Source organism: Streptomyces sp. TLI_146 (assembly GCF_002846415.1).
Lineage (GTDB): Bacteria > Actinomycetota > Actinomycetes > Streptomycetales > Streptomycetaceae > Streptomyces.
In genome coordinates this window covers 1340362-1358306 of sequence record NZ_PJMX01000001.1, presented here as the reverse complement: position 1 = coordinate 1358306, position 17945 = coordinate 1340362, and the positions used below count along the sequence as shown (strand labels likewise).

Here is a 17945-nt window from a genome sequence, read left to right as displayed (position 1 = left end):
GGGGAGACCACGCGCTGGTGGCGTCCAGGTCGTGGACGAGGACGTCCGGGCGAGGGCGAGGGCGCGGGCCGTCCGTGGCGGGCATACCGTGCCACGGGCGCCACGAGGCCGTATGTGATCACCCCGGAGGCCAACAAGGTGTTCTCGGCCCCGGCTTGGCCTGATTCCCGCTTGCCCTCGCTTCGCCGTGCGTGAAGTGGCTTACAGGCCTTGACAGTTGATATTGCTACATAAAGGATCACCGAGGAGAGGGGTTGCCGTGACGGAGCACGTGTTGGTGTTCGGCGTCGGATACGACATACCGGCCCGCATGCGCGCGTTCGGCGAGACGGCCGGACAGAAGGTCACCACGTCCGTCATGTGCTGGCCCGAACACCTCGCGAAGACGGACGACACCGAGGAGCACCGGCGGATCGTCGTCCTGAGCCCGGAGGCCTCCGACGAGGAGTGGATCGCGATGGCCCGGGCCATCGACGCCGTCCAGCCGGTGACCCGGATCGGTTCCTTCTACGACGACTGCCGACCGCAGGCAGCCCTGGTCGCCCAGGCCCTCGGCCTGGACACGCACACCCCCGAGATCGTCGAACTCGTCATGAACAAGTACGCGATGAGGCGGCGGCTCGCCGAGACCGGTGTCGAGGCCACGGCCTCCGCCGTCGTCGAAAGCCCCGCCCAGCTGCACTCCTTCGCCGAGGCGCACGGCTACCCCTGTGTGGTCAAACCGCTCACCGGCGCGGCCAGCAAGGGTGTCTCCGTCGTCACCGAGGCCGCCGAAGCGGCCTCGGCACTGGAAGGCGCCAGCGGTACGGGCCCCGACCCGCGGGCCACTGTCGAGGAGTTCCTCGCGGGCCCGCAGTACAGCGTGGAGGCCTTTTCGGAGCGGGGCGAGCACGTGGTCGTCACCATCACCCGCAACTACTCCGACCCCGTCAGCCTGGTCGAGCTCGGCCATGTGATGCCCGCGCCCCTGAAGCCCGAGGAGACGGAGGCCGTCACCCGGCACGTCGTCGCCACCCTGGACGCGCTGGGCGTCGAGTTCGGTCCCACCCACACCGAGGTCATCCTCACCGAGCGCGGGCCGCGCGTCATCGAGACGCATCTGCGCACCGGCGGCGACGAACTGTGGAACATGGTGACCGACGCGACCGGTGTGGACCTGATCGAGTCGCAGCTCCAGCAGATCCTCGGCGAGAAGGTGCTGCCCGGCATCCGCGCCACGCTCGACGACCCGGACCGCGGCGGCCGCAGCGAGGCCATCTGGTTCGCGGGCGCCCCCGCCGAGGGAACCCTCGTCGAGGTGTCCGGCGCCGACGCCGAGCGCTCGGACGCGGTGACGCTCAACGTCCTGGGGTCGCCGGGCGCCGAACTCAACGGCCTCCAGAACAGCTTCTCCCGGCTGGCCTGGGCCCGCGCCCACGCCGCCACCGCCGAGGAAGCGGTCGCCCTCGCCAGGGAGGCGATCGACGGGCTCGCGTTCCTCACGTGCGTACCGGCCGCGCACGGCGAACTCCTCTAGCGGGCGGGGAGTTCACGGCAGGGGCGGGATCAGGTCACCTCTCTTGAACAGACCACCTCTCTTGAACAGGCCACCCCTCTTGGACAATCCGATTGCGGCGCGCCATACCCGGTGATATCCCACCGGGTATGGAATGCCTCGTAACAGCACGGCTCGTACTCCACCCGATGAGCGTCGAGGAAGCCTTCGAGCTGACCTCGGACGAGCCGGGCGGGCACGCGCACTGGGCGCCCGGATACCCCACCGAGGCCGACACGGCCGGGGCCCGCCGCTATCTGGAGACGTGCGAGAGCGCCGGGGACCCGCAGCCGTTCGGGGCCTACGAGATCCGCCGCCGCGAGGACGGGCGCGCCATCGGCGGCCTCGGCTTCCACGGCGCCCCCGACCTCGACGGAACCGTCACGATCGGCTACGGCCTGGTCCCGGAGGTCCAGGGCAACGGCTATGCCACCGAGGCCCTGCGCGCCCTGCTGCTGTTCGCCCGCGCCGAGGGCATCACCCGCGTCAAGGGCGACACGTCCCACGACAACATCGCCTCCCAGCGGGTGATGACCGCGGCGGGTATGAGCCTGGTCGCGCAGGACGAGTGGCTGAAGTACTACGCGGTGGAGTGGGCGGAGGACTGGATGGAGGAGTCGACGGACTGCGTGTGAGGCGACGCCCGCGACCGCCCCGCGGTGATCAGCCCTTGAGCACCCTCCGTACCACCTCCGCGAACTCCATGGGCTGCCCGAGGAAGCCGCCGTGGTCGCCGGGGAACTCGACCGGCCGCACCGCGAGTTGCTCGGCCAGGGCCATGGAGGTGCGGTAGGTGACCAGAGCGCCCGAGGCGGCTCCGATGCCGACGACGGTACGGGCCGGGGCGGCCTTCAGGGCGACGATGTCGGGTATGTGGGCGGTGGTGCCGCGCAGTTCGTGGGTGAAGAAGCGGATGCCGTTGGCGATGTCCCGGGGCGAGGGCTCGAACACCGGCGGTGGGGGCGCGGCTTCGGCCCGGCCGTCGCCGTCGCCCTGGTCGGAGGGCTGGTCGAAGCCGGCGTTGGCCATGAACTTCCGCCACGCCGCGGGTTGGCCCTCGCGGTGGAACGTCCGGATGATGTCCTCGGTCGCGGCGCGCTGTTCGGCCGCGTCCGGGAGCAGCTCCGTCAAGGGAGGCTCGTGCGCGATGAGCGTCCCTACCCGCCCGGGGTGCCGTGCGACCAGGGCGAGCCCGGTCACCGCGCCGCCGCTGCTGCCGAACACGTCGGCGCTCTCGGCCCCGAGGGCGTCGAGCAGTGCGGCGACGTCGTCGGCCCGCAGCTCGGGGGTGGAGTCCTGCTCGGGGTCGTCCAAGGTGCTGCCCGAAATGCCGCGCGGGTCATGGGTGACGACGGTGTGGTCACTCGCGAGCGCGTCGGCCAGCGGCGCGAACGCCCCGGCGTCCATCGGCGCCCCCACGACGAGCAGGAGCGGCCCGGAGCCGCGCACCTCGTAGTGCAGGCGCGCGCCGGGGACGTCGAGGGTGTGCGTGGTGGTCATGTGCGGTGTGCCCTTCCGTCCGAGTCGTCCGCGGGTGCGGTGACGGAGGGAAGACCGCTGTCCGCGCGGAAACTCATCGTCTGCGCGCGAAGAGGATGTGTTACACCGACCCCGCCTGGAGGAACGCCGACACCGTCCGCGTGAAACCCTCCGGGTCGTCGAGCCACGGGAAGTGTCCCGAGCCCGCCTTGACGGTGAGTTGGGCCTTCGGGAACAACTCGGCGATACGGCCCGCGACGCGGGGCAGCGGGCCGCTGTCCAGTTCCCCCGAGAGCAGAAGGACCGGCGCGTCCAGCGTCCCGATGACGGCCCGGGTGGCGGCGGGGGAGAAGGCGCCGGACGCCGCGTACACCTCCGCGGCCTCGAAGTTGCTCTGCTCCACGTCGGCCGCGGCGTGCGCCCGCGCGGCCGCGTCCCAACGGCCGTAGAAGAAGGGGGCGACGGCGTCCCAGTCGGCGTCGGCGTCGGACCCGGCCCAGATCCGCTCGTACGCGCCGTACGCGGCCTCGAACCACGGCTCGTTCGCGCGCAGGGCGGCTGCCTCCCGGCGATGCTCCTCGGTGAAGTCGACGCCGAGGGCCCGTGCGCGGGCCGTGACCAGGGTGAGCGTACGGACGCGGCGCGGATGGCGGGCCGCGTACAGCAGGGCGAGATCGCCGCCCGCCGAGTGCGCGAGGAGGTCGACACGGTCGAGCCCCAGATGGTCGCGGAGGGCTTCGACGTCCGCCACCTGCCGGTCGCAACGGTACGTGGCCGGGTCGGCCGGGACCTCCGAGTCGCCGGTCCCGCGCAGATCGAGCAGGACCAGTCGGCGGTGCGCCGCGAGGCCGCCTAGGTCCCCGAGGTAGGCGGACGCGCGCATGGGTCCGCCGGGCACGCAGAGCAGCGGCTCGCCCTCGCCGCGCACGTGGTAGGCGAGTTCGGTTCCGTCCGGGGCAGTGAAGGCAGGCATGGCGCCATCCTCACCGCCCCGCGACGATCACGGCAAGGGGGTTCCCTCAGTCCGCCACCGCGAGCTGCACCCGGCTGTGCCCGGGCTCGTCGATCTCGTCCAGCACGGCGAGCGCCAGGTCGGGGTGCGAGATGTGCCCGGGGCCGTCGAGGACCGTGCCGACGGCCGTGCGGTACCGGCCGGTGCGCGGGCCCTCCGCGTCCAGGTCGAGGGGCGGCACCACCATCAGCCAGTCGAGCTCGGGCCCCGCCGCGCCCAGCACCGCGAACTCGGCCACATGCCCCTGCGAGAACACCCGGTACTGCATCGGGAACTCCGGCGCGTCCATGACCCGTACACCCGGCGCCGTCTCCAGCGTCGTGGCGATGCCCAGCACCACCAGACGGCTCACCCCGGCCGCCTTCAGCCCGCCGGTCATGGCCTCGGCGGCGGCGACGAAGTACTCCTCGGAGGGCACGTCGAGGCGCACCGAGGCGTTCACGGCCGCGTCGTGGCCGGCCGCGGCGGCGGCCACCGAGGCGGCGTCGGTGGCGTCGCCCCGTACGACGGTCACGCCGTCGGAGGCGAGGTCGGGATACTTCGCCGGGTCGCGCACCACGGCCGTCACCAGGTGCCCGCGGGCCACCGCCTCGGCCACCACGGCCCGGCCCACCCGCCCGCCCGCGCCGAAGACGGCGATGCGCTTGGGGGAGTCGGAGGAGTGGGCGGGGTTCACGGAGGGCGCGGGATTCGCGTGCGTCGTTGTCATGGGGGGAACGCTAGGACGGGCACCCCTGGTTACCGCAAAGGTACTGGGCTAGCGTCGCCACCATGAACGACAGATCCACCCCCGCACCCCTGCCCGCCGACCTCTTCGACCGCCCCGACTGCGCCGGCGGTCTGGTGCCCTTCCGCGTCGGCGACAAGTGGACCGGTGTGGTCCTGCGCTGTCTGGAGGACGGTCCGCGCAGGTTCTCCGAACTGCGGGTGCCACTGCACTGGATCACCCCGAAGGTGCTGACCGAGACCCTGCGCGCGATGGAGCGGGACGGTTTCCTCACCCGTACCGCGTACGACGAGAACCCGCCCCGCGTCGAGTACGAACTCACCGCGCTCGGCCGGTCGTTGATCGACCCTCTGAACGCCACCTGTGAGTGGTCGCGGGCGCATCTGGCCAAGGTCACTCAGGCGCGCGAGCAGTACACGGCCCGGTAGCGGGAGCTGTGAGGGTGTACGAAGGCGAGGCCGGGCCCGCGCGTGCCCGGCCTGCCGGATGCGGGTGCTCAGTGTGTACCGGGGTGGGGCGTCAGTGGTTGGTGCCCGACGCCCATACGGCCCGGCTGCCGTCGTAGATGACCACGTTGCCGTCGTCCTGGACGGCGAGGCGGGAGCCCGGGCGGCCGTCGGTGTTGGAGGCCCACACCGGGCGGTTGGAACGGGTGTAGACGACGAAGTTGCCGTCCGTCTGGAGACGGGCGGTCCAGCCCCGGCCGACGGTGTTCGAGGCCCAGCGGGCCCGGTTGAACTCGTCGTAGATGACGAGGTTGCCGTCGGACTGCATGATCAGCCGAGCCGTGTTGGAGCTCACCGACTGGTTGTGGTTGAGGGTGAACGGCGCATAGCGTATCTGGGTCGAATCCACCCGCGCCGCCGCCGACTTGGCGGCGGTGGGCGACGGGCTGTGGTGCGAGGGTGTCGCACTCGCCTGTCCGACGAGGGCCATGGTGGCGAGGGTGGCGGTGGCCAGAAGTGTGGTGACTCTCTTCCCCACGAGAAAACTCCTTGGGTCAGGTAGTTCATCCATCGGCGCCCGGTCCGGGCGCCGCACTCGGACTCTGACACCACGGCCGCACCGGAAGGACCCCCTCCGGGCCGGGGTGACGTGTTTCCCGTCCCTCTTCGACCTGAAACGGCAGGATCGACCGTCAGGGGTGCATCCGGCGAGTGATCCCTACACGAGTCACCTCGGAGAGGGGCTCACCGCGCGGCGTAGAGCAGATCCACGTTCCGCTCGGCCCACTCGCGCATGTGCGCCAGCGGCTCGGCGGCGCTGTGGCCCAGCTCGGTGAGGGCGTACTCGACGTGCGGGGGCACGGCGGGGTAGACCGTACGGGAGACGAGGCCCGCGTCCTCCAGGCGGCGCAGGGTCTGGGTGAGCACCTTGGGGCTGACACCCTGGAGCACGCGCTGCAGCGCCCCGAACCGTACGGGACCGTCCTCCATGGCGCCGATCGCCAGCGCGCTCCACTTGTTGGCCAGGAGTTCCAGCAGGTTCCGGCAGGGGCACAGGGCCGCGTAGACGTCGTGCTTGTCGTGGTCGCCGGTGGTGCAGTTCCTGCTCATGGACGATTCCTCGGAGCTTCCTCCGCGCGGGGCGCGATCAGGTGGGGGACACTATCCAAAAGATAGTAGGTGCCCTTGCAGGTTACTACTACCCCTCCCATAGCTTTGGCGCATCGTTCACCGCGAGGGCTCAGCCGCCCCGCATTCGAGGAGTCACCCATGTCCCACACCACCCCCACGATGCGCGCCGTCACCCAGTCCGCCTTCGGCGGCCCCGAGGTCCTCCGGGTCACCGAGGCGCCGCGCCCCGTCCCGCTGCCGACCGAGGTCCTGGTCCGGGTCGTCTCCGCCGGGGTCAACCCGGTCGACGTGAAGACGCGGGAGGGCCACGGCATGGCGGGCGTCCTCGGGGAGCCGCCGTTCGTGCTCGGGTGGGACGTCTCCGGAGTGGTCGAGGAGATCGGCTTCGGCGTCCACACCCTGGAGGTGGGGGACGAGGTGTACGGCATGCCGTGGTTCCCCCGCGCGGCCGGCGGTTACGCCGAGTACGTCACCGCTCCGGCCCGGCAGTTCGCCCGCAAGCCCGCCTCCCTGAACCACGACGAGGCCGCGGCCGTCCCGCTGGCCGCGCTCACCGCCTGGCAGATCCTGGTGGACACCGCCGATGTGCGCCCGGGGCAGCGGGTGCTCGTCCACGCGGCGGCGGGTGGCGTGGGTCACTTCGCCGTGCAGATCGCCAAGCACCTCGGGGCCCACGTCATCGCCACGGCCAGCGCGGGCAAGCACGCCTGGCTGCGGGAGCTCGGCGCCGACGAGGTCGTCGACTACACCGCCACCCCCTTCGAGAAGGAGCTGTCCGACATCGACGTGGTCGTCGACCTCGTCGGTGACGAGATCGACAGCACCAGCACGCGCTCCCTCGCCGTGCTGCGCCCGGGCGGCCTGCTCGTCGCCGTCCCCTCCGGGGTGTCGCAGGAGCTCGCGGAGAAGGCCGCCGCGGCCGGTGTGCGGGCCAGGCCGTACCTGGTGGAGCCGGACGGCACGGCCCTGACCACCCTGGCCGGTCTCATCGACGCGGGCGCGATCAAGGTCGAGGTGGCGGCGGTGCTGCCGCTGGAGGAGGCCGCCGAGGCCCACCGTCAGCAGGCCTCGGGCCGCACCCGGGGCAAGATCGTCCTGCGCGTCGCGGAGTGATGCCGCGGCGCTGAGGGGCCTGCGGCTCCCCTGTTACGAGGCCCCGCCCCCGGTTCCGGCCGGGGGTGGGGCGTCGGGCGTGAACAGCCTCCCGTACCCGGTGATCGCGGCGGTGTCGCTCCCGGCCGCCCGCAGGACCGCCCACAACAGGACCTGATTGGCCGTCAGTACGGGTCGCCCGAGGGTGTTCTCCAGGGTCTCCACCATTCCCACGGCCCGGAAGCCGTTGCCTCCCACGACGACGGCGTCGGCATCCTCGGGGACGTGCCCGGCCACCCAGTCGTGCAGTTCGTCCGGCCGGATGAGGGCCTGCTCGCTGGGGAGGTCGCAGGGTGCGGAGAACCGCACGTCGAATCCGGCGGCCTCGTAGTAGGCCCGGCCGAGGTCGTTGAGCGCGGTGTCGAACCACGGCGGATCGACCAGGCAGATCCGGCCGGCGCCCACGGCGTGCAGGGCCTCCACCGTCGAGGCGCAGGTGGCGACCACCGGCAGCCCGTGGGCGCGGCCCGTGAGCCGCGCGAGCATCGCCGCCTCGGCGTCCGCGCCGATGACGTACGCGGAGCTGGTGAACGCGTAGGCGAGGGCCGCCACGGGCGCGGTGGCGAGCTGGGCCGCGGCCTCGTCGACGTACGGCGGCTCGGCGAAGGCCCGCACGGGGGCCAGCGGGATCGTGGAGTCCATGGCGCCGCCCCGGCGCATGGCCCCGAACGGCACCCGGGCGGCGTGCACGCCCACGTCCGGCGGCGCCATCGCACGGAACTCCGACTCGGGGCCCACATCGCCGTGTGGCGTGAGCACACCGACGCGCACCCGCACGTCCCAGCCATCAGGTCGCCACATCGCTCCCGCACCTCCACACGGACGGCTTCTCTACGGACTGGTCGCTTCCGCTTGTCCATCGTGCGGGCCCGCGGCCGCCCGCGCGACACGCCGACGCCATCCGGGTGCGCCCGGTGCGACGGCTGTGACCTGCGGGTCCTCGCTCTCCGGTGAGTTGAGCGCCGCACGACCAACACCTGTGCACGATGCCGCAGTTGACCGGTGTCCTTGGATCGAACAACCTCACCACGGCTATCTTCCCGATGTGAGGAACGACAACCAGCAGCCAACCGCCCCTTTCCCCCGGAAGTCGTTCCGTACCGATCGCGGGACCGCTCGGTCAAGACGACAGGAGAGTGTTGGTATGAGGAGTGGCGTGCCCAGGACGCTGTGCATAGTCGGCGCCGGACCGCGCGGTCTCTCGGTGCTGGAGCGGCTGTGTGCCAACGAGCGTGCGCAGCCGACGCACTCCTCGGTGACCGTGCACGTCGTCGAGCCGTGCGAGCCCGGCGCCGGTGCGGTGTGGCGCACCGACCAGTCCCGTCTGCTGCTGATGAACACGGTGGCGTCCCAGATCACCGTCCACACCGACGCCAGCTCGTGCATCGAGGGGCCCATCGAGCCCGGCCCCACCCTCCAGGAGTGGGCCGCCGAGCTCGCCGCGTCCGGCGGGCGCGCCGGGCACGACGAGCAGACCCTCGCCGAGGCCCGCGACCTGGGGCCGAACACCTACCCCACCCGCGCCTTCTACGGCAGCTACCTCTCCGCGATGTTCCAGCAGGTCGTCCGGCGCGCCCCCGCGCACGTCACGATCGAGGTCCACCGCTCGCGCGCCGTCGCCGTGACGGACAGCCACGGCGAGGCCGACTGCGAGCAGGCCGTGGGCCTGTCCGACGGCACTTGGCTCAGCGGTCTGGACGCCGTGATCCTCGCCCAGGGCCACGTCCCGGTGCGGCCGACCGCCCACGAGGAGCGGACCGCCAGCCTCGCCCGGGTGCACGGCCTGCGCTACCTCCAGCCCGCCAACCCCGCCGACCTCGACCTGAGCGTGGTCAAGGCGGGCGAGCCGGTCCTGCTGCGCGGCCTCGGCCTCAACTTCTTCGACCACATGACCCTGCTCACCCAGGGCCGCGGCGGTTCCTTCGAGCGCGTCGACGGCCGTCTGGTGTACCGCCCCTCGGGCCAGGAGCCGGTGATGTACGCCACCTCCCGCCGGGGCGTTCCCTATCACGCGCGCGGCGAAAACGAGAAGGGTGCCTCGGAGCGCTACTACCCCCGCCTGCTCACCCCGAGCACGTCGAGACCCTGCGCAAGCGCGCCGACGACGGCGAACGGATCGGTCTGCGCGACGAGTTGTGGCCGCTGATCACCCGCGAGGTGGAGAGCGTCTACTACGGCACCTGGCTCACCGCCCACGGCCGCGGCGCCGAGCGCGCCGACCTGGTGGACCGCTTTCTGGCCTGCGAGAGCACCGAAGAGCAGCACGCGATACTGGACGCGGCCGGCATCCCCGAAGCGGAGCGCTGGAGCTGGGAGCGCCTTTCGCGCCCGTACGACGGCCAGGAGTTCGGCGACCGGGACGCGTTCCGCGAGTGGCTGCTCCGGTATCTGCGCGACGACGTGCGCGAGGCCAAGTACGGCAACCTCAGCGGGCCGCTCAAGTCCGCCCTCGACGTCCTGCGCGACCTGCGCAACGAGATCCGGCTCGCGGTCGACCACAGCGGGCTGCACGGCGACTCGCACCGCGACGAACTCGACGGCTGGTACACGCCGTTGAACGCCTTCCTCTCCATCGGCCCGCCCACCTCGCGCATCGAGGAGATGATCGCGCTGATCGAGGCGGGCGTCCTCGAACTCACCGGTCCGCAGACCGAGATACGCATCGACACGGTCAACCCCGCCTTCGTCGCCCAGTCCCGGGCCGTCCCCGGACCGCCCCTGCGGGCCCATGTGCTCATCGAGGCGCGGCTGCCCGAGGCGGATCTGCGGCGCGCCGCCGACCCGCTGCTCCAGCACCTGGTCGCCACCGGGCAGGCCGTCAACCACCGGGTGCCCATCCAGGGCAGCACGACCGGGTACGAGACCGGCGGCCTCGCCGTAGCCGAGCGCCCCTACCGCGTCCGCGACGCCCGGGGCCGGGCGCACCCGCGCCGGTTCGCCTACGGTGTGCCCACGGAGGCCGTGCACTGGGTGACCGCGGCCGGGATCCGGCCGGGCGTGGACTCGGTGACCCTGGCCGACTCCGACGCCATCGCCCGCGCGGTGCTGGCCCTCCCGCCCCGTCCCGCCACCTCGGTCGCCGCCCCCGACCGTCTGCAAGGAGCACTCGTATGACCACCCGCCCCGGCAGCCTGCTCGACTCCGGCCTGCTCTCGCCGGTCCGCGTCGGCACTCCCGTCGAGGAGGCGGTCGGCGACCTGGCGTGGCTGCAGGCGATGCTCGACGCCGAGGCCGCCCTCGTCCGGGCGCAGGCCCGGCTCGGCACCGTGCCGCAGAAGGCCGCCGAGGTCATCGGCGCCGAAGCCCGCGCCGAGCACCTCGACCTGAGGGAGCTGGCGCTGGCCGCGCGGGAGACCGCCAACCCGGTGGTGGGTCTGGTGCAGGCGTTCAGCAAGCGCGTCGCCGCCGTGGACCCGGCGGCCGCCCACTATGTGCACCGCGGCTCCACCAGCCAGGACATCTTCGACACCGGTGCGATGCTCGTCGCCCAGCGGGCGCTGCGGCTGATGCGCGCCGACCTCGCCAGGTCCGCCGACGCCCTGGCCGGGCTCGCCCGGGAGCACCGCGACACGACCATGGCGGGCCGCACCCTGGCCCTGCACGCCGTCCCCACCACGTTCGGGCTGAAGGCGGCGGGCTGGCGCAAGCTGCTGCTCGACGCCGACCTGCGGCTGGAGCGCGTCCTGGACGGCGGGCTGCCCGTCTCCCTCGGCGGGGCGGCCGGGACGCTCGCCGGATATCTGGAGTACGCGCGGCTCGACGGCGAAGGCCCGCTGGACCCGGGCGAGTACGCGGCACGCCTCACCGACGCCTTCGCCCAGGAGACGGGCCTGGCCACGGCCGAACTGCCCTGGCACACCCTGCGTACGCCCCTCGCGGACCTCGCGGCCGCCCTCGCCTTCACGGCCGCCGCCCTCGGCAAGATCGCGGTGGATGTGCAGTCGCTGACCCGCACCGAGGTCGCGGAGGTCGCCGAGCCCGCGGTCACCGGGCGGGGCAGCTCCTCGGCCATGCCGCACAAGCGCAACCCGGTGCTCGCGACGCTGCTGCGCAGCGCGGCGCTCCAGGTACCCGTGCTCGCCGCCGGCGTCACCCAGTGCGTGCTGTCCGAGGATGAGCGCTCCGCCGGGGCCTGGCACGCGGAGTGGCAGCTGTTGCGCGAGTGCCTGCGGCTGACCGGCGGCGCCACCCACACCCTGGTGGAACTGGCCGAGGGGCTGGAGGTGCGGCCGGAGCGGATGGCCGAGAACCTGGCGCTGACCGGCGGCCAGATCGTCTCCGAGCGCATCGCCGCCGTACTGGCACCCAGGCTCGGCAAGGCCGAGGCCAAGCAGGCACTCACCCGGGCCTCGCACACCGCGCAGCGCTCCGGCCGCCCGCTCGGGGACGTGCTCGCCGAGTCCGAGGAGCTGAGCGGCCACTTCACCGCCGGGGAGCTGGCCGAGCTGTGCGACCCGGCCCGGTACACGGGCGCGGCGGCGGCCCTCGTGGACCGGGCGGTGCGCGAGCCGCACTGAGGTGGCGGCCCGTCCGATCGGGGATACCCCCGATCGGACCTGCTGTCTGCGTGGCTGACGGTCACCCGGCACCGTAGGTGCTGCCCTGTGACAGGGGGTCACGCGACGACAGGAGATTCATGCGTACCGCACTGCTGCGCAACGGAGCCAGGGCGGCGGCGGCCGCCCTGGCCTTCGCCACCGCCCTCGGCGGCGCCGCCACCGCCACCGCCCAGGACGAGTACGGCGGCCGCGGCCGCCACCCCGTCGAGGTGTCGATCGGGACCTCGGGCATTCACGCACCGGCCACTGCACAGGCCGGTCTCGTCGCCTTCCACGTGAGGACCGACGACAAGAACGGCCACTTCCTCCAGGCCTTCCGCCCCCACCGCGGTGTCACCGTGGCCAAGGTGCTCGCCGACCTGGCCAAGGCCGTCGACCGGACCTCCCCCACCAATGCCGCGCGGGGCATCTCGGCCGTACGTGACGAGGCGGACGCGCTCGGCGGCGCCCAGGTCACCCCGGCCGTGTCGGAGACCTTCACCACTCCGATCGGCGCGGGCCCCGTCGTCCTCCTGGACTTCACCGCCTTCCTGGCCGACCCGGCCCATCCGGTCACCCGCACGCTGAACCTGCGCGGGAGCCGGCACGGCGGTTCCTCCGAGGACCTCGCGGCCTTCCCCGACAGCATCGTGATCACCCGCGAGACGTCGGCCGGTCCCCGCTTCGACGTCAACGCCCTGCGCCGCGCCAAGGACGACATCCTCGTCCACAACGCCTCCGACGAGCTCCACGAGATGGCGCTCCAGCCCGTCAAGCGCGGCACCACCGACGCCCAGATCCAGGCGTTCTTCGGCGGCAACGGCTCCGGGACACCGCCGTTCACCGGCCCCTCCCTCGGCCTCGGTGTCATCTCCCCGGGCCGCACCGCGCTGCTGGAGACCCACCACCTGCCGCCGGGCACGTACGCGCTGCTGTGCTTCGTACCGGACGACAGGACCGGGCGCCCGCACGTCGCCGAGGGCATGCACAAGGTCGTCGTGCTGACCTGACGCCTCGGGCGGCGACGGCTGCGCACCATCGGCCAAATCCGGCCTGCCAGGCCGGATTTGGCCGGAACGCGCAGTAAAAGGATCTTCACGTTCGGACGCTTGTGACAGGCTGTTGCTCTGTCACATGTGCAAGAACGAACGAGAAGAGAGACGTTCATGACCACAGTGCTCGGAACCTCCGTGGACATCCCCACGCAGGACGGCACCGCCGACGCCTATCTCGTCCACCCCGACGACAACGCCCCGCACCCCGCGGTCCTGCTCTACATGGACGCCTTCGGGATCCGCCCCCACCTCAAGGGCATGGCCGACCGGATCGCCGCGGCCGGTTACACCGTCCTGGTCCCCAACGTGTTCTACCGCGCGGGGCGGGCGCCGATCGTCGAACTGCCCGACTTCATCGACCCCCAGCAGCGGCCGGACCTCTTCGAGGTGATCGGCCCGCACATATTCGCCCTCACCTCCGAGCTGGTCGTGCGGGACGCCGACGCGTATCTGCGCTGGCTGGCCGACTCCCCGCTGGTCACGGACGGGCCGGTGGGCGTCACGGGCTACTGCATGGGCGCGGGCCTGGCCCTGCGCACCGCCGGATCGTTCCCCGAGCGGGTCGCGGCGGCGGCCGGCTTCCACGGCGGCCGCATGGCGACCGACGCCCCGGACAGCCCCCACCTGCTCGCCGATCGCATCACCGCGGAGCTGTACTTCGGCCACGCCGACCAGGACCCGGGCATGCCCGCCGAGCAGATCGACCGCCTGGACAAGGCCCTCTCGGCGGCCGGGGTGCGCCACGAGACCGAGGTCTACGAGGGCGCCCAGCACGGCTTCACCCAGGCCGACACCGCCGCGTACGACGCGGCCGGTGACGCCCGTCACTGGGAGGCCCTGCTCGCCCTGCTGAACCGCGCGCTCTGACCGCGCGGACACAAGGAAGAGGCCCGCATCCCAAAGGATGCGGGCCTCTTCGCACAGTAGCGGGGACAGGATTTGAACCTGCGACCTCTGGGTTATGAGCCCAGCGAGCTACCGAGCTGCTCCACCCCGCGTCGGTGAACACAACTGTACGGCACTGCGCGCCTCCCCTTGACCAGTCGTCCCCCCACCGCCCGGGGCGGCCACCGGGGGACATCCCGGCCGCCGCCCCGCGCGGGGCTCAGCTCGCGTACAGCTGGGACGCCGGGACCACCTGCTGGTCCTGGCCCGGGCTGGACCACAGCAGCTTCATGTGCGCCTCCCCGGTCTGCTCCGCGTACTCGATCCTGATGGTGTGACGCCTGCCCGCGGTGAGGCCGACGTCGGCCTTGTCGACGCGCGGGCCGTGCGGCGACCAGGAGTCGATCACCAGCCTGCCGTCGATCCAGACGCGCGCCATGTCGTCCGAGACGGTAGTGAGCGTGTACGTCTCGGAGCGGCGCGGCTCGATCGTGCCGCTCCACCGGATGCTGAACCAGTCCGCCGGGACCGTCGGGTCGGGCGAACCGGCGAACCTCCAGGCGTGGTTCACCGCGGGGTCGGTGCGGGTGACCTTCGGGGTGCCGGTGAGGTAGCCGTTGTCGAAGACCTCCTCCTTGAGCCCGTGGCCGGTTCTGGCGGGGGAGGTGGGTCCGGGGTTCACGGTGAGCTCGACGACCGTGGCGACGGCGTTGGTCGCGGCGCCCGAGGGCCTGATGTCGAACCCGTCACCGGCCTTGGTGACACGCACCTGCTGCCCGCTGCCGAGCACCCGCGCCGCCTTCACCTCGAAGGCCGTACGCGCCTTCAGATGCAGGGCCGCGCCGCCCGACGGCCACTGGGTGACCGCCGCGTACAGCTTGTCGCCCTTGCGGCTGACCGATCCCCAGGCGGGCTCGTCGACCAGACCGCCGTAGCGGGCGCCGTATACGGCCTCGCCCTGGCCCGAGGCGCGCAGCCAGTCGCCCATCTGACGCAGGCGGTCGACCGAGGGCTGCGGGATGCGGCCGTGTGCGTCGGGGCCGACGTTCAGGAGGTAGTTGCCGCTGCGCGAGGTGGTGGCGAGGAGGTTGCGCACCAGCGCGGTGCCGGACTTCCAGTTCTGGTCGTAACGGGCGTACCCCCAGTGGTCGTTGAGCGTCATGCACGACTCCCACAGCTGGCCGTCGACGGGCGCGGCGGGGATCTCCTGCTCGGGGGTGCCGTAGTCGCCGTCCACCACACGGCGCTTGCCGACCCGGTTGTTGACGACGAGGTCCGGGCTGATGCCGTGCAGATAGGCCTGTAGGCGTTCGCCGTCCCGTTCGGTCCACGGGTTGTGCGGGTTCTCGGTCGACCACTCCCCGTCGAACCACAGCAGGTCGGGGTGGTAGCCGTCGACGAGCTCCTTGAGCTGCGCGTACATCCGCTGCTCGTACTTGGGGAAGGTGGCGGGGCTCGCGAAGTCCGGGTCGTGCCAGTCCCAGATCGAGTAGTAGAAGCCGAGCTTGATGCCCGCCGCGGTGGTGGCCCGCTTCAGCTCGGCGAGGATGTCGCGGTTCTTGTCGAAGGCCGAATGGTCGCGCAGGTTCCAGGAGTTGACCTTGGTGGGCCACATCGCATAGCCCTCGTGGTGCTTGGAGGTGATGACGATGTAGCGCATCCCGGCGTCCTTGGCCGCTTTGACCACGGCGTTGGCGTCGAAGTCGGCGGGGTTGAAGGTCGCGGCCTGTTTCTCGTACGCGTCCATGGGAATGCCGCACTCCCGCTTGATCCACTCGGCGTTGCGGCAGACGGTGCCGTCGGGGCGGCGGTACTCGCCCTCCCAGTTCGAGTAGGACCCGAAGTGGATGAACATCCCGAAGCGGTCCTGGCGGAACCAGTTGGTGCGCGCCGAGGTGAACGGGTCGTCGGTGACGTAGTCCGTGCCGGGGCCCGCGACCTGGGCGGCCGGGGCCGCGCCGGGCGGATCCGCCGCGCTCGCGGCAGCGGCGGGAGCCACCGAGACTCCCAGGGCGGAGGCGAGGAACACGGCGAGCCCGGCGACTGTGCGCCCGGTGCGACTGAGTGAGGTGTGCATGGGGCGACTCCCTGGTGTGAGGGTTCGCCCGGGAACGTAGGGACGAATACATCGGATGTCAATGCACCCAACGCCCTTGCGTGGGTGGGAACTTGGTCCGCACCTTGCACAATGGACGGCAAGTGGTCCGATGACTAGGGGTTTGGTTGACTGAGGGCATGAGCGATCTCTTCGTCAAGATCTGCGGTCTGCGGACCGAGCGCGATGTGGACGCGGCCGTCGAGGCCGGGGCCGACGCGGTGGGTTTCGTCTTCGCGGCCAGCCCGCGCACGGTGGACGCCCAGGCCGCCCGGCAGCTGGCCCTGCGGGTGCCGGAGCACGTCCTCACGGTCGGTGTGTTCCGGGGGCAGCCGGTGGACGAGGTCCGGCGGCTGACGGAGGAGAGCGGCATCCGTGCCGTGCAGTTCCACGGCGACGAGGGGCCGGAGTACTACACGGCCCTGCGCGCCCCGGGCCGCACCCTGATCCGGGCCACCGCCGCCACCGAGGTCCCGGTCCGCCGCGGCGAGCTGGACGAGGACATGCTGCTGCTCGACGCCCCCGACCCGGGCTCGGGCAAGCCGTGGAACTGGGCCTCGCCCGGCTTCACCGCCCCCGAGGGCCGCTGGCTGCTGGCGGGCGGACTGCACCCGGACAACGTCCGCCGGGCCGTCGAGGCCACCGGCGCGTGGGGCGTGGACGTCTCCAGCGGTGTGGAGAGCGAACGCGGGGTGAAGTCGGAGCGGCTGATCCGCGCGTTCCTGGCGGCGGCCCGGGGGTAGCCGATCCGTGGAGGGCCCTACTGGATGACGCCCTTGAGAGGGTCACCGAAGGGGAGGGCGTCGAGGACCCAGACGTCGGCGGGGGCGCTCAGCAGCCCCTCCGCCCTCGCACGGGTCCGCGCGAAAGTGGGTCCGGCGGAATGGACCGCGAGGTCCTCGTCGGTGGTCCAGCGCTCGACGACGAAGATCGACGTCCGGTCGGTGTGCAGGGCGAACAGCTCGCACCCCGGCTCCTGGTGGACGAGGGGAACGGCTTCCGCGTAGATGTCCAACACCTCTTGCAGACGGCCGGGTTCGGGGTGGACACGCGCGATGACGACGGGCATGGGAACGACCCTATCGCGGTGTCGACGTGGGGCGGCCCCCGGCCGAGTAGGGTCGGTTCCGCACGGGGGTGCGACGGGGGAGGGAGCGGGCGATGGGCGCGGCAGAGGGAGCGGGGCGGCCTCGGGACGTACGGGCGTGGCTGCGCGGCCTGGAGGTGTTCGCCGGACCGCTGGCCGCCTTCGACCCGGGCGCGGCGCCGGGCGAGCCGGTCGCGCTGTTCCTGGACTGGCTGATGGAGGCCGTCGGGGCCGGACTGCCCGACCCGCACTCCATGACCGTCGCGACGGTCGACGAGCACGGCGACCCCTGGGCGCGGGTGCTGATCCTGAAGAACGTGGACGCCGACGGCTGGCAGTTCGCCGCGCACGCCGACAGCCCCAAGGGGCGGCAGCTGGCGGTGCGCCCCAGCGCGGCGCTGGCGTTCTACTGGCCCGCCCTGGGGCGTCAGGTACGGGTGCGGGGCCCGGTGGTGCGGGAGCCCGCCGAGCGGGGGGCGGCGGACTACCTGGGCCGTTCGGCATCGGCCCGCGCGGAGGCGCTGGTGGGACGGCAGAGCCGGCATCTGGACAGCGTCGCCGAGCGCGACCGCCTCATCGCCGAGGCGCTGGCCCGCGTCGAGCGGGAGCCGGGCCTGGTCGCCGAGGCGTGGAACCTGTACACCGTCGCCCCGCTCACGGTGGAGTTCTGGCAGGCGGACGAGAGCCGCGTCCACACCCGTCTCCGCTACGAGCGCCCGGCCGCCGACGCCCCGTGGGAGCGGCACCTGCTGTGGCCCTGAACGGGTCCCGGCGTCGCTCCGTGAGGCCGCCCGGATGCGAAGA

17 protein-coding genes, 1 tRNA gene and 1 pseudogene are annotated in these 17945 nt (G+C 72.3%); 10 read left to right on the top strand and 9 right to left on the bottom strand.

What is annotated here, in order from left to right:
* Nucleotides 1-259 precede the first annotated feature (259 nt).
* Nucleotides 260-1516: an ATP-grasp domain-containing protein gene (locus BX283_RS06285; protein ID WP_101386656.1), complete on the top strand. Its 1257-nt coding sequence runs from the start codon at nt 260-262 to the stop codon at nt 1514-1516.
* Between the two features lie 128 nt (nt 1517-1644).
* Complete coding sequence (locus BX283_RS06280) at nt 1645-2169, top strand: GNAT family N-acetyltransferase (RefSeq protein ID WP_101386655.1); 525 nt, start codon at nt 1645-1647, stop codon at nt 2167-2169.
* 28 nt (nt 2170-2197) lie between these two features.
* Here the strand turns inward: BX283_RS06280 and BX283_RS06275 are convergent, their stop codons facing one another.
* The 3 genes from BX283_RS06275 to BX283_RS06265 form a co-directional block, all read right to left on the bottom strand.
* Nucleotides 2198-3034, bottom strand: coding sequence for an alpha/beta fold hydrolase (locus tag BX283_RS06275; RefSeq protein WP_101386654.1), 837 nt, complete (start codon nt 3032-3034; stop codon nt 2198-2200).
* 100 nt (nt 3035-3134) lie between these two features.
* Complete coding sequence (locus BX283_RS06270) at nt 3135-3986, bottom strand: alpha/beta fold hydrolase (protein ID WP_101386653.1); 852 nt, start codon at nt 3984-3986, stop codon at nt 3135-3137.
* 46 nt (nt 3987-4032) lie between these two features.
* The gene (locus BX283_RS06265; RefSeq protein WP_101386652.1) at nt 4033-4734 is read right to left on the bottom strand and encodes an NAD(P)-dependent oxidoreductase; all 702 of its coding nucleotides are present in this window, start codon (nt 4732-4734) and stop codon (nt 4033-4035) included.
* Nucleotides 4735-4796: 62 nt separating this feature from the next.
* On the opposite strand from BX283_RS06265, the gene BX283_RS06260 reads away from it, so the two are divergent.
* On the top strand, nt 4797-5180 hold the full coding sequence (locus BX283_RS06260) for a helix-turn-helix domain-containing protein (protein WP_101386651.1): 384 nt from the start codon (nt 4797-4799) through the stop codon (nt 5178-5180).
* 91 nt (nt 5181-5271) lie between these two features.
* Here the strand turns inward: BX283_RS06260 and BX283_RS06255 are convergent, their stop codons facing one another.
* Both BX283_RS06255 and BX283_RS06250 read right to left on the bottom strand, forming a co-directional pair.
* The gene (locus tag BX283_RS06255; protein WP_180357074.1) at nt 5272-5736 is read right to left on the bottom strand and encodes a hypothetical protein; all 465 of its coding nucleotides are present in this window, start codon (nt 5734-5736) and stop codon (nt 5272-5274) included.
* Between the two features lie 206 nt (nt 5737-5942).
* Nucleotides 5943-6308: a helix-turn-helix domain-containing protein gene (locus BX283_RS06250; protein ID WP_101386649.1), complete on the bottom strand. Its 366-nt coding sequence runs from the start codon at nt 6306-6308 to the stop codon at nt 5943-5945.
* A 159-nt stretch (nt 6309-6467) separates the two neighbouring features.
* Here BX283_RS06250 and BX283_RS06245 point away from each other — a divergent pair, with 159 nt between their 5' ends.
* Nucleotides 6468-7442: an NADP-dependent oxidoreductase gene (locus tag BX283_RS06245; RefSeq protein ID WP_257582087.1), complete on the top strand. Its 975-nt coding sequence runs from the start codon at nt 6468-6470 to the stop codon at nt 7440-7442.
* Nucleotides 7443-7475: 33 nt separating this feature from the next.
* On the opposite strand, the gene BX283_RS06240 is transcribed toward BX283_RS06245, so the two are convergent.
* Complete coding sequence (locus tag BX283_RS06240) at nt 7476-8282, bottom strand: maleate cis-trans isomerase (protein ID WP_101386648.1); 807 nt, start codon at nt 8280-8282, stop codon at nt 7476-7478.
* A 343-nt stretch (nt 8283-8625) separates the two neighbouring features.
* Between BX283_RS06240 and BX283_RS06235 the strand changes: the two are divergent.
* From BX283_RS06235 to BX283_RS06220, 4 genes and pseudogenes are all read left to right on the top strand, one after another.
* Nucleotides 8626-10595, top strand: a pseudogene (locus BX283_RS06235) (FAD/NAD(P)-binding protein).
* A complete protein-coding gene (locus BX283_RS06230; protein ID WP_101386647.1) occupies nt 10592-11998 on the top strand; it encodes an adenylosuccinate lyase family protein in 1407 nt (468 codons plus the stop codon). The pseudogene BX283_RS06235 and the gene BX283_RS06230 overlap by 4 nt, the downstream one beginning before the upstream one ends.
* A gap of 119 nt (nt 11999-12117) precedes the next feature.
* Nucleotides 12118-13029: a hypothetical protein gene (locus tag BX283_RS06225; RefSeq protein ID WP_101386646.1), complete on the top strand. Its 912-nt coding sequence runs from the start codon at nt 12118-12120 to the stop codon at nt 13027-13029.
* Nucleotides 13030-13185: 156 nt separating this feature from the next.
* Entirely contained in the window at nt 13186-13941 is a 756-nt protein-coding gene (locus BX283_RS06220; RefSeq protein ID WP_101386645.1) for a dienelactone hydrolase family protein, read from the top strand.
* A gap of 57 nt (nt 13942-13998) precedes the next feature.
* Here the strand turns inward: BX283_RS06220 and BX283_RS06215 are convergent.
* A tRNA-Met gene (locus BX283_RS06215) sits at nt 13999-14072 on the bottom strand.
* A 107-nt stretch (nt 14073-14179) separates the two neighbouring features.
* The gene (locus tag BX283_RS06210; RefSeq protein WP_101386644.1) at nt 14180-16036 is read right to left on the bottom strand and encodes an alpha-L-fucosidase; all 1857 of its coding nucleotides are present in this window, start codon (nt 16034-16036) and stop codon (nt 14180-14182) included.
* Between the two features lie 158 nt (nt 16037-16194).
* Here BX283_RS06210 and BX283_RS06205 point away from each other — a divergent pair, with 158 nt between their 5' ends.
* Entirely contained in the window at nt 16195-16797 is a 603-nt protein-coding gene (locus BX283_RS06205; protein WP_101386643.1) for a phosphoribosylanthranilate isomerase, read from the top strand.
* Between the two features lie 17 nt (nt 16798-16814).
* Here BX283_RS06205 and BX283_RS06200 read toward each other — a convergent pair whose 3' ends face one another.
* Complete coding sequence (locus BX283_RS06200) at nt 16815-17123, bottom strand: putative quinol monooxygenase (RefSeq protein ID WP_101386642.1); 309 nt, start codon at nt 17121-17123, stop codon at nt 16815-16817.
* Between the two features lie 92 nt (nt 17124-17215).
* Between BX283_RS06200 and BX283_RS06195 the strand changes: the two genes are divergently transcribed.
* Nucleotides 17216-17902 (top strand): pyridoxal 5'-phosphate synthase, encoded by a 687-nt coding sequence (locus BX283_RS06195; RefSeq protein WP_101386641.1) that lies wholly within the window; start codon nt 17216-17218, stop codon nt 17900-17902.
* The last annotated feature ends 43 nt before the right edge of the window (nt 17903-17945 follow it).

Bases quoted from the DNA above. Each gene is read 5' to 3' on its own strand.
- BX283_RS06225 (WP_101386646.1), top strand. From the start codon at position 12,118: ATGCGTACCGCACTGCTGCGCAACGGAGCCAGGGCGGCGGCGGCCGCC.
- BX283_RS06265 (WP_101386652.1), bottom strand. From the start codon at position 4,734: ATGACAACGACGCACGCGAATCCCGCGCCCTCCGTGAACCCCGCCCAC.
- BX283_RS06245 (WP_257582087.1), top strand. From the start codon at position 6,468: ATGTCCCACACCACCCCCACGATGCGCGCCGTCACCCAGTCCGCCTTC.
- BX283_RS06260 (WP_101386651.1), top strand. From the start codon at position 4,797: ATGAACGACAGATCCACCCCCGCACCCCTGCCCGCCGACCTCTTCGAC.
- BX283_RS06195 (WP_101386641.1), top strand. From the start codon at position 17,216: ATGGGCGCGGCAGAGGGAGCGGGGCGGCCTCGGGACGTACGGGCGTGG.
- BX283_RS06280 (WP_101386655.1), top strand. From the start codon at position 1,645: ATGGAATGCCTCGTAACAGCACGGCTCGTACTCCACCCGATGAGCGTC.
- BX283_RS06250 (WP_101386649.1), bottom strand. From the start codon at position 6,308: ATGAGCAGGAACTGCACCACCGGCGACCACGACAAGCACGACGTCTAC.
- BX283_RS06275 (WP_101386654.1), bottom strand. From the start codon at position 3,034: ATGACCACCACGCACACCCTCGACGTCCCCGGCGCGCGCCTGCACTAC.
- BX283_RS06205 (WP_101386643.1), top strand. From the start codon at position 16,195: ATGAGCGATCTCTTCGTCAAGATCTGCGGTCTGCGGACCGAGCGCGAT.
- BX283_RS06230 (WP_101386647.1), top strand. From the start codon at position 10,592: ATGACCACCCGCCCCGGCAGCCTGCTCGACTCCGGCCTGCTCTCGCCG.
- BX283_RS06210 (WP_101386644.1), bottom strand. From the start codon at position 16,036: ATGCACACCTCACTCAGTCGCACCGGGCGCACAGTCGCCGGGCTCGCC.
- BX283_RS06270 (WP_101386653.1), bottom strand. From the start codon at position 3,986: ATGCCTGCCTTCACTGCCCCGGACGGAACCGAACTCGCCTACCACGTG.
- BX283_RS06240 (WP_101386648.1), bottom strand. From the start codon at position 8,282: ATGTGGCGACCTGATGGCTGGGACGTGCGGGTGCGCGTCGGTGTGCTC.
- BX283_RS06220 (WP_101386645.1), top strand. From the start codon at position 13,186: ATGACCACAGTGCTCGGAACCTCCGTGGACATCCCCACGCAGGACGGC.
- BX283_RS06200 (WP_101386642.1), bottom strand. From the start codon at position 17,123: ATGCCCGTCGTCATCGCGCGTGTCCACCCCGAACCCGGCCGTCTGCAA.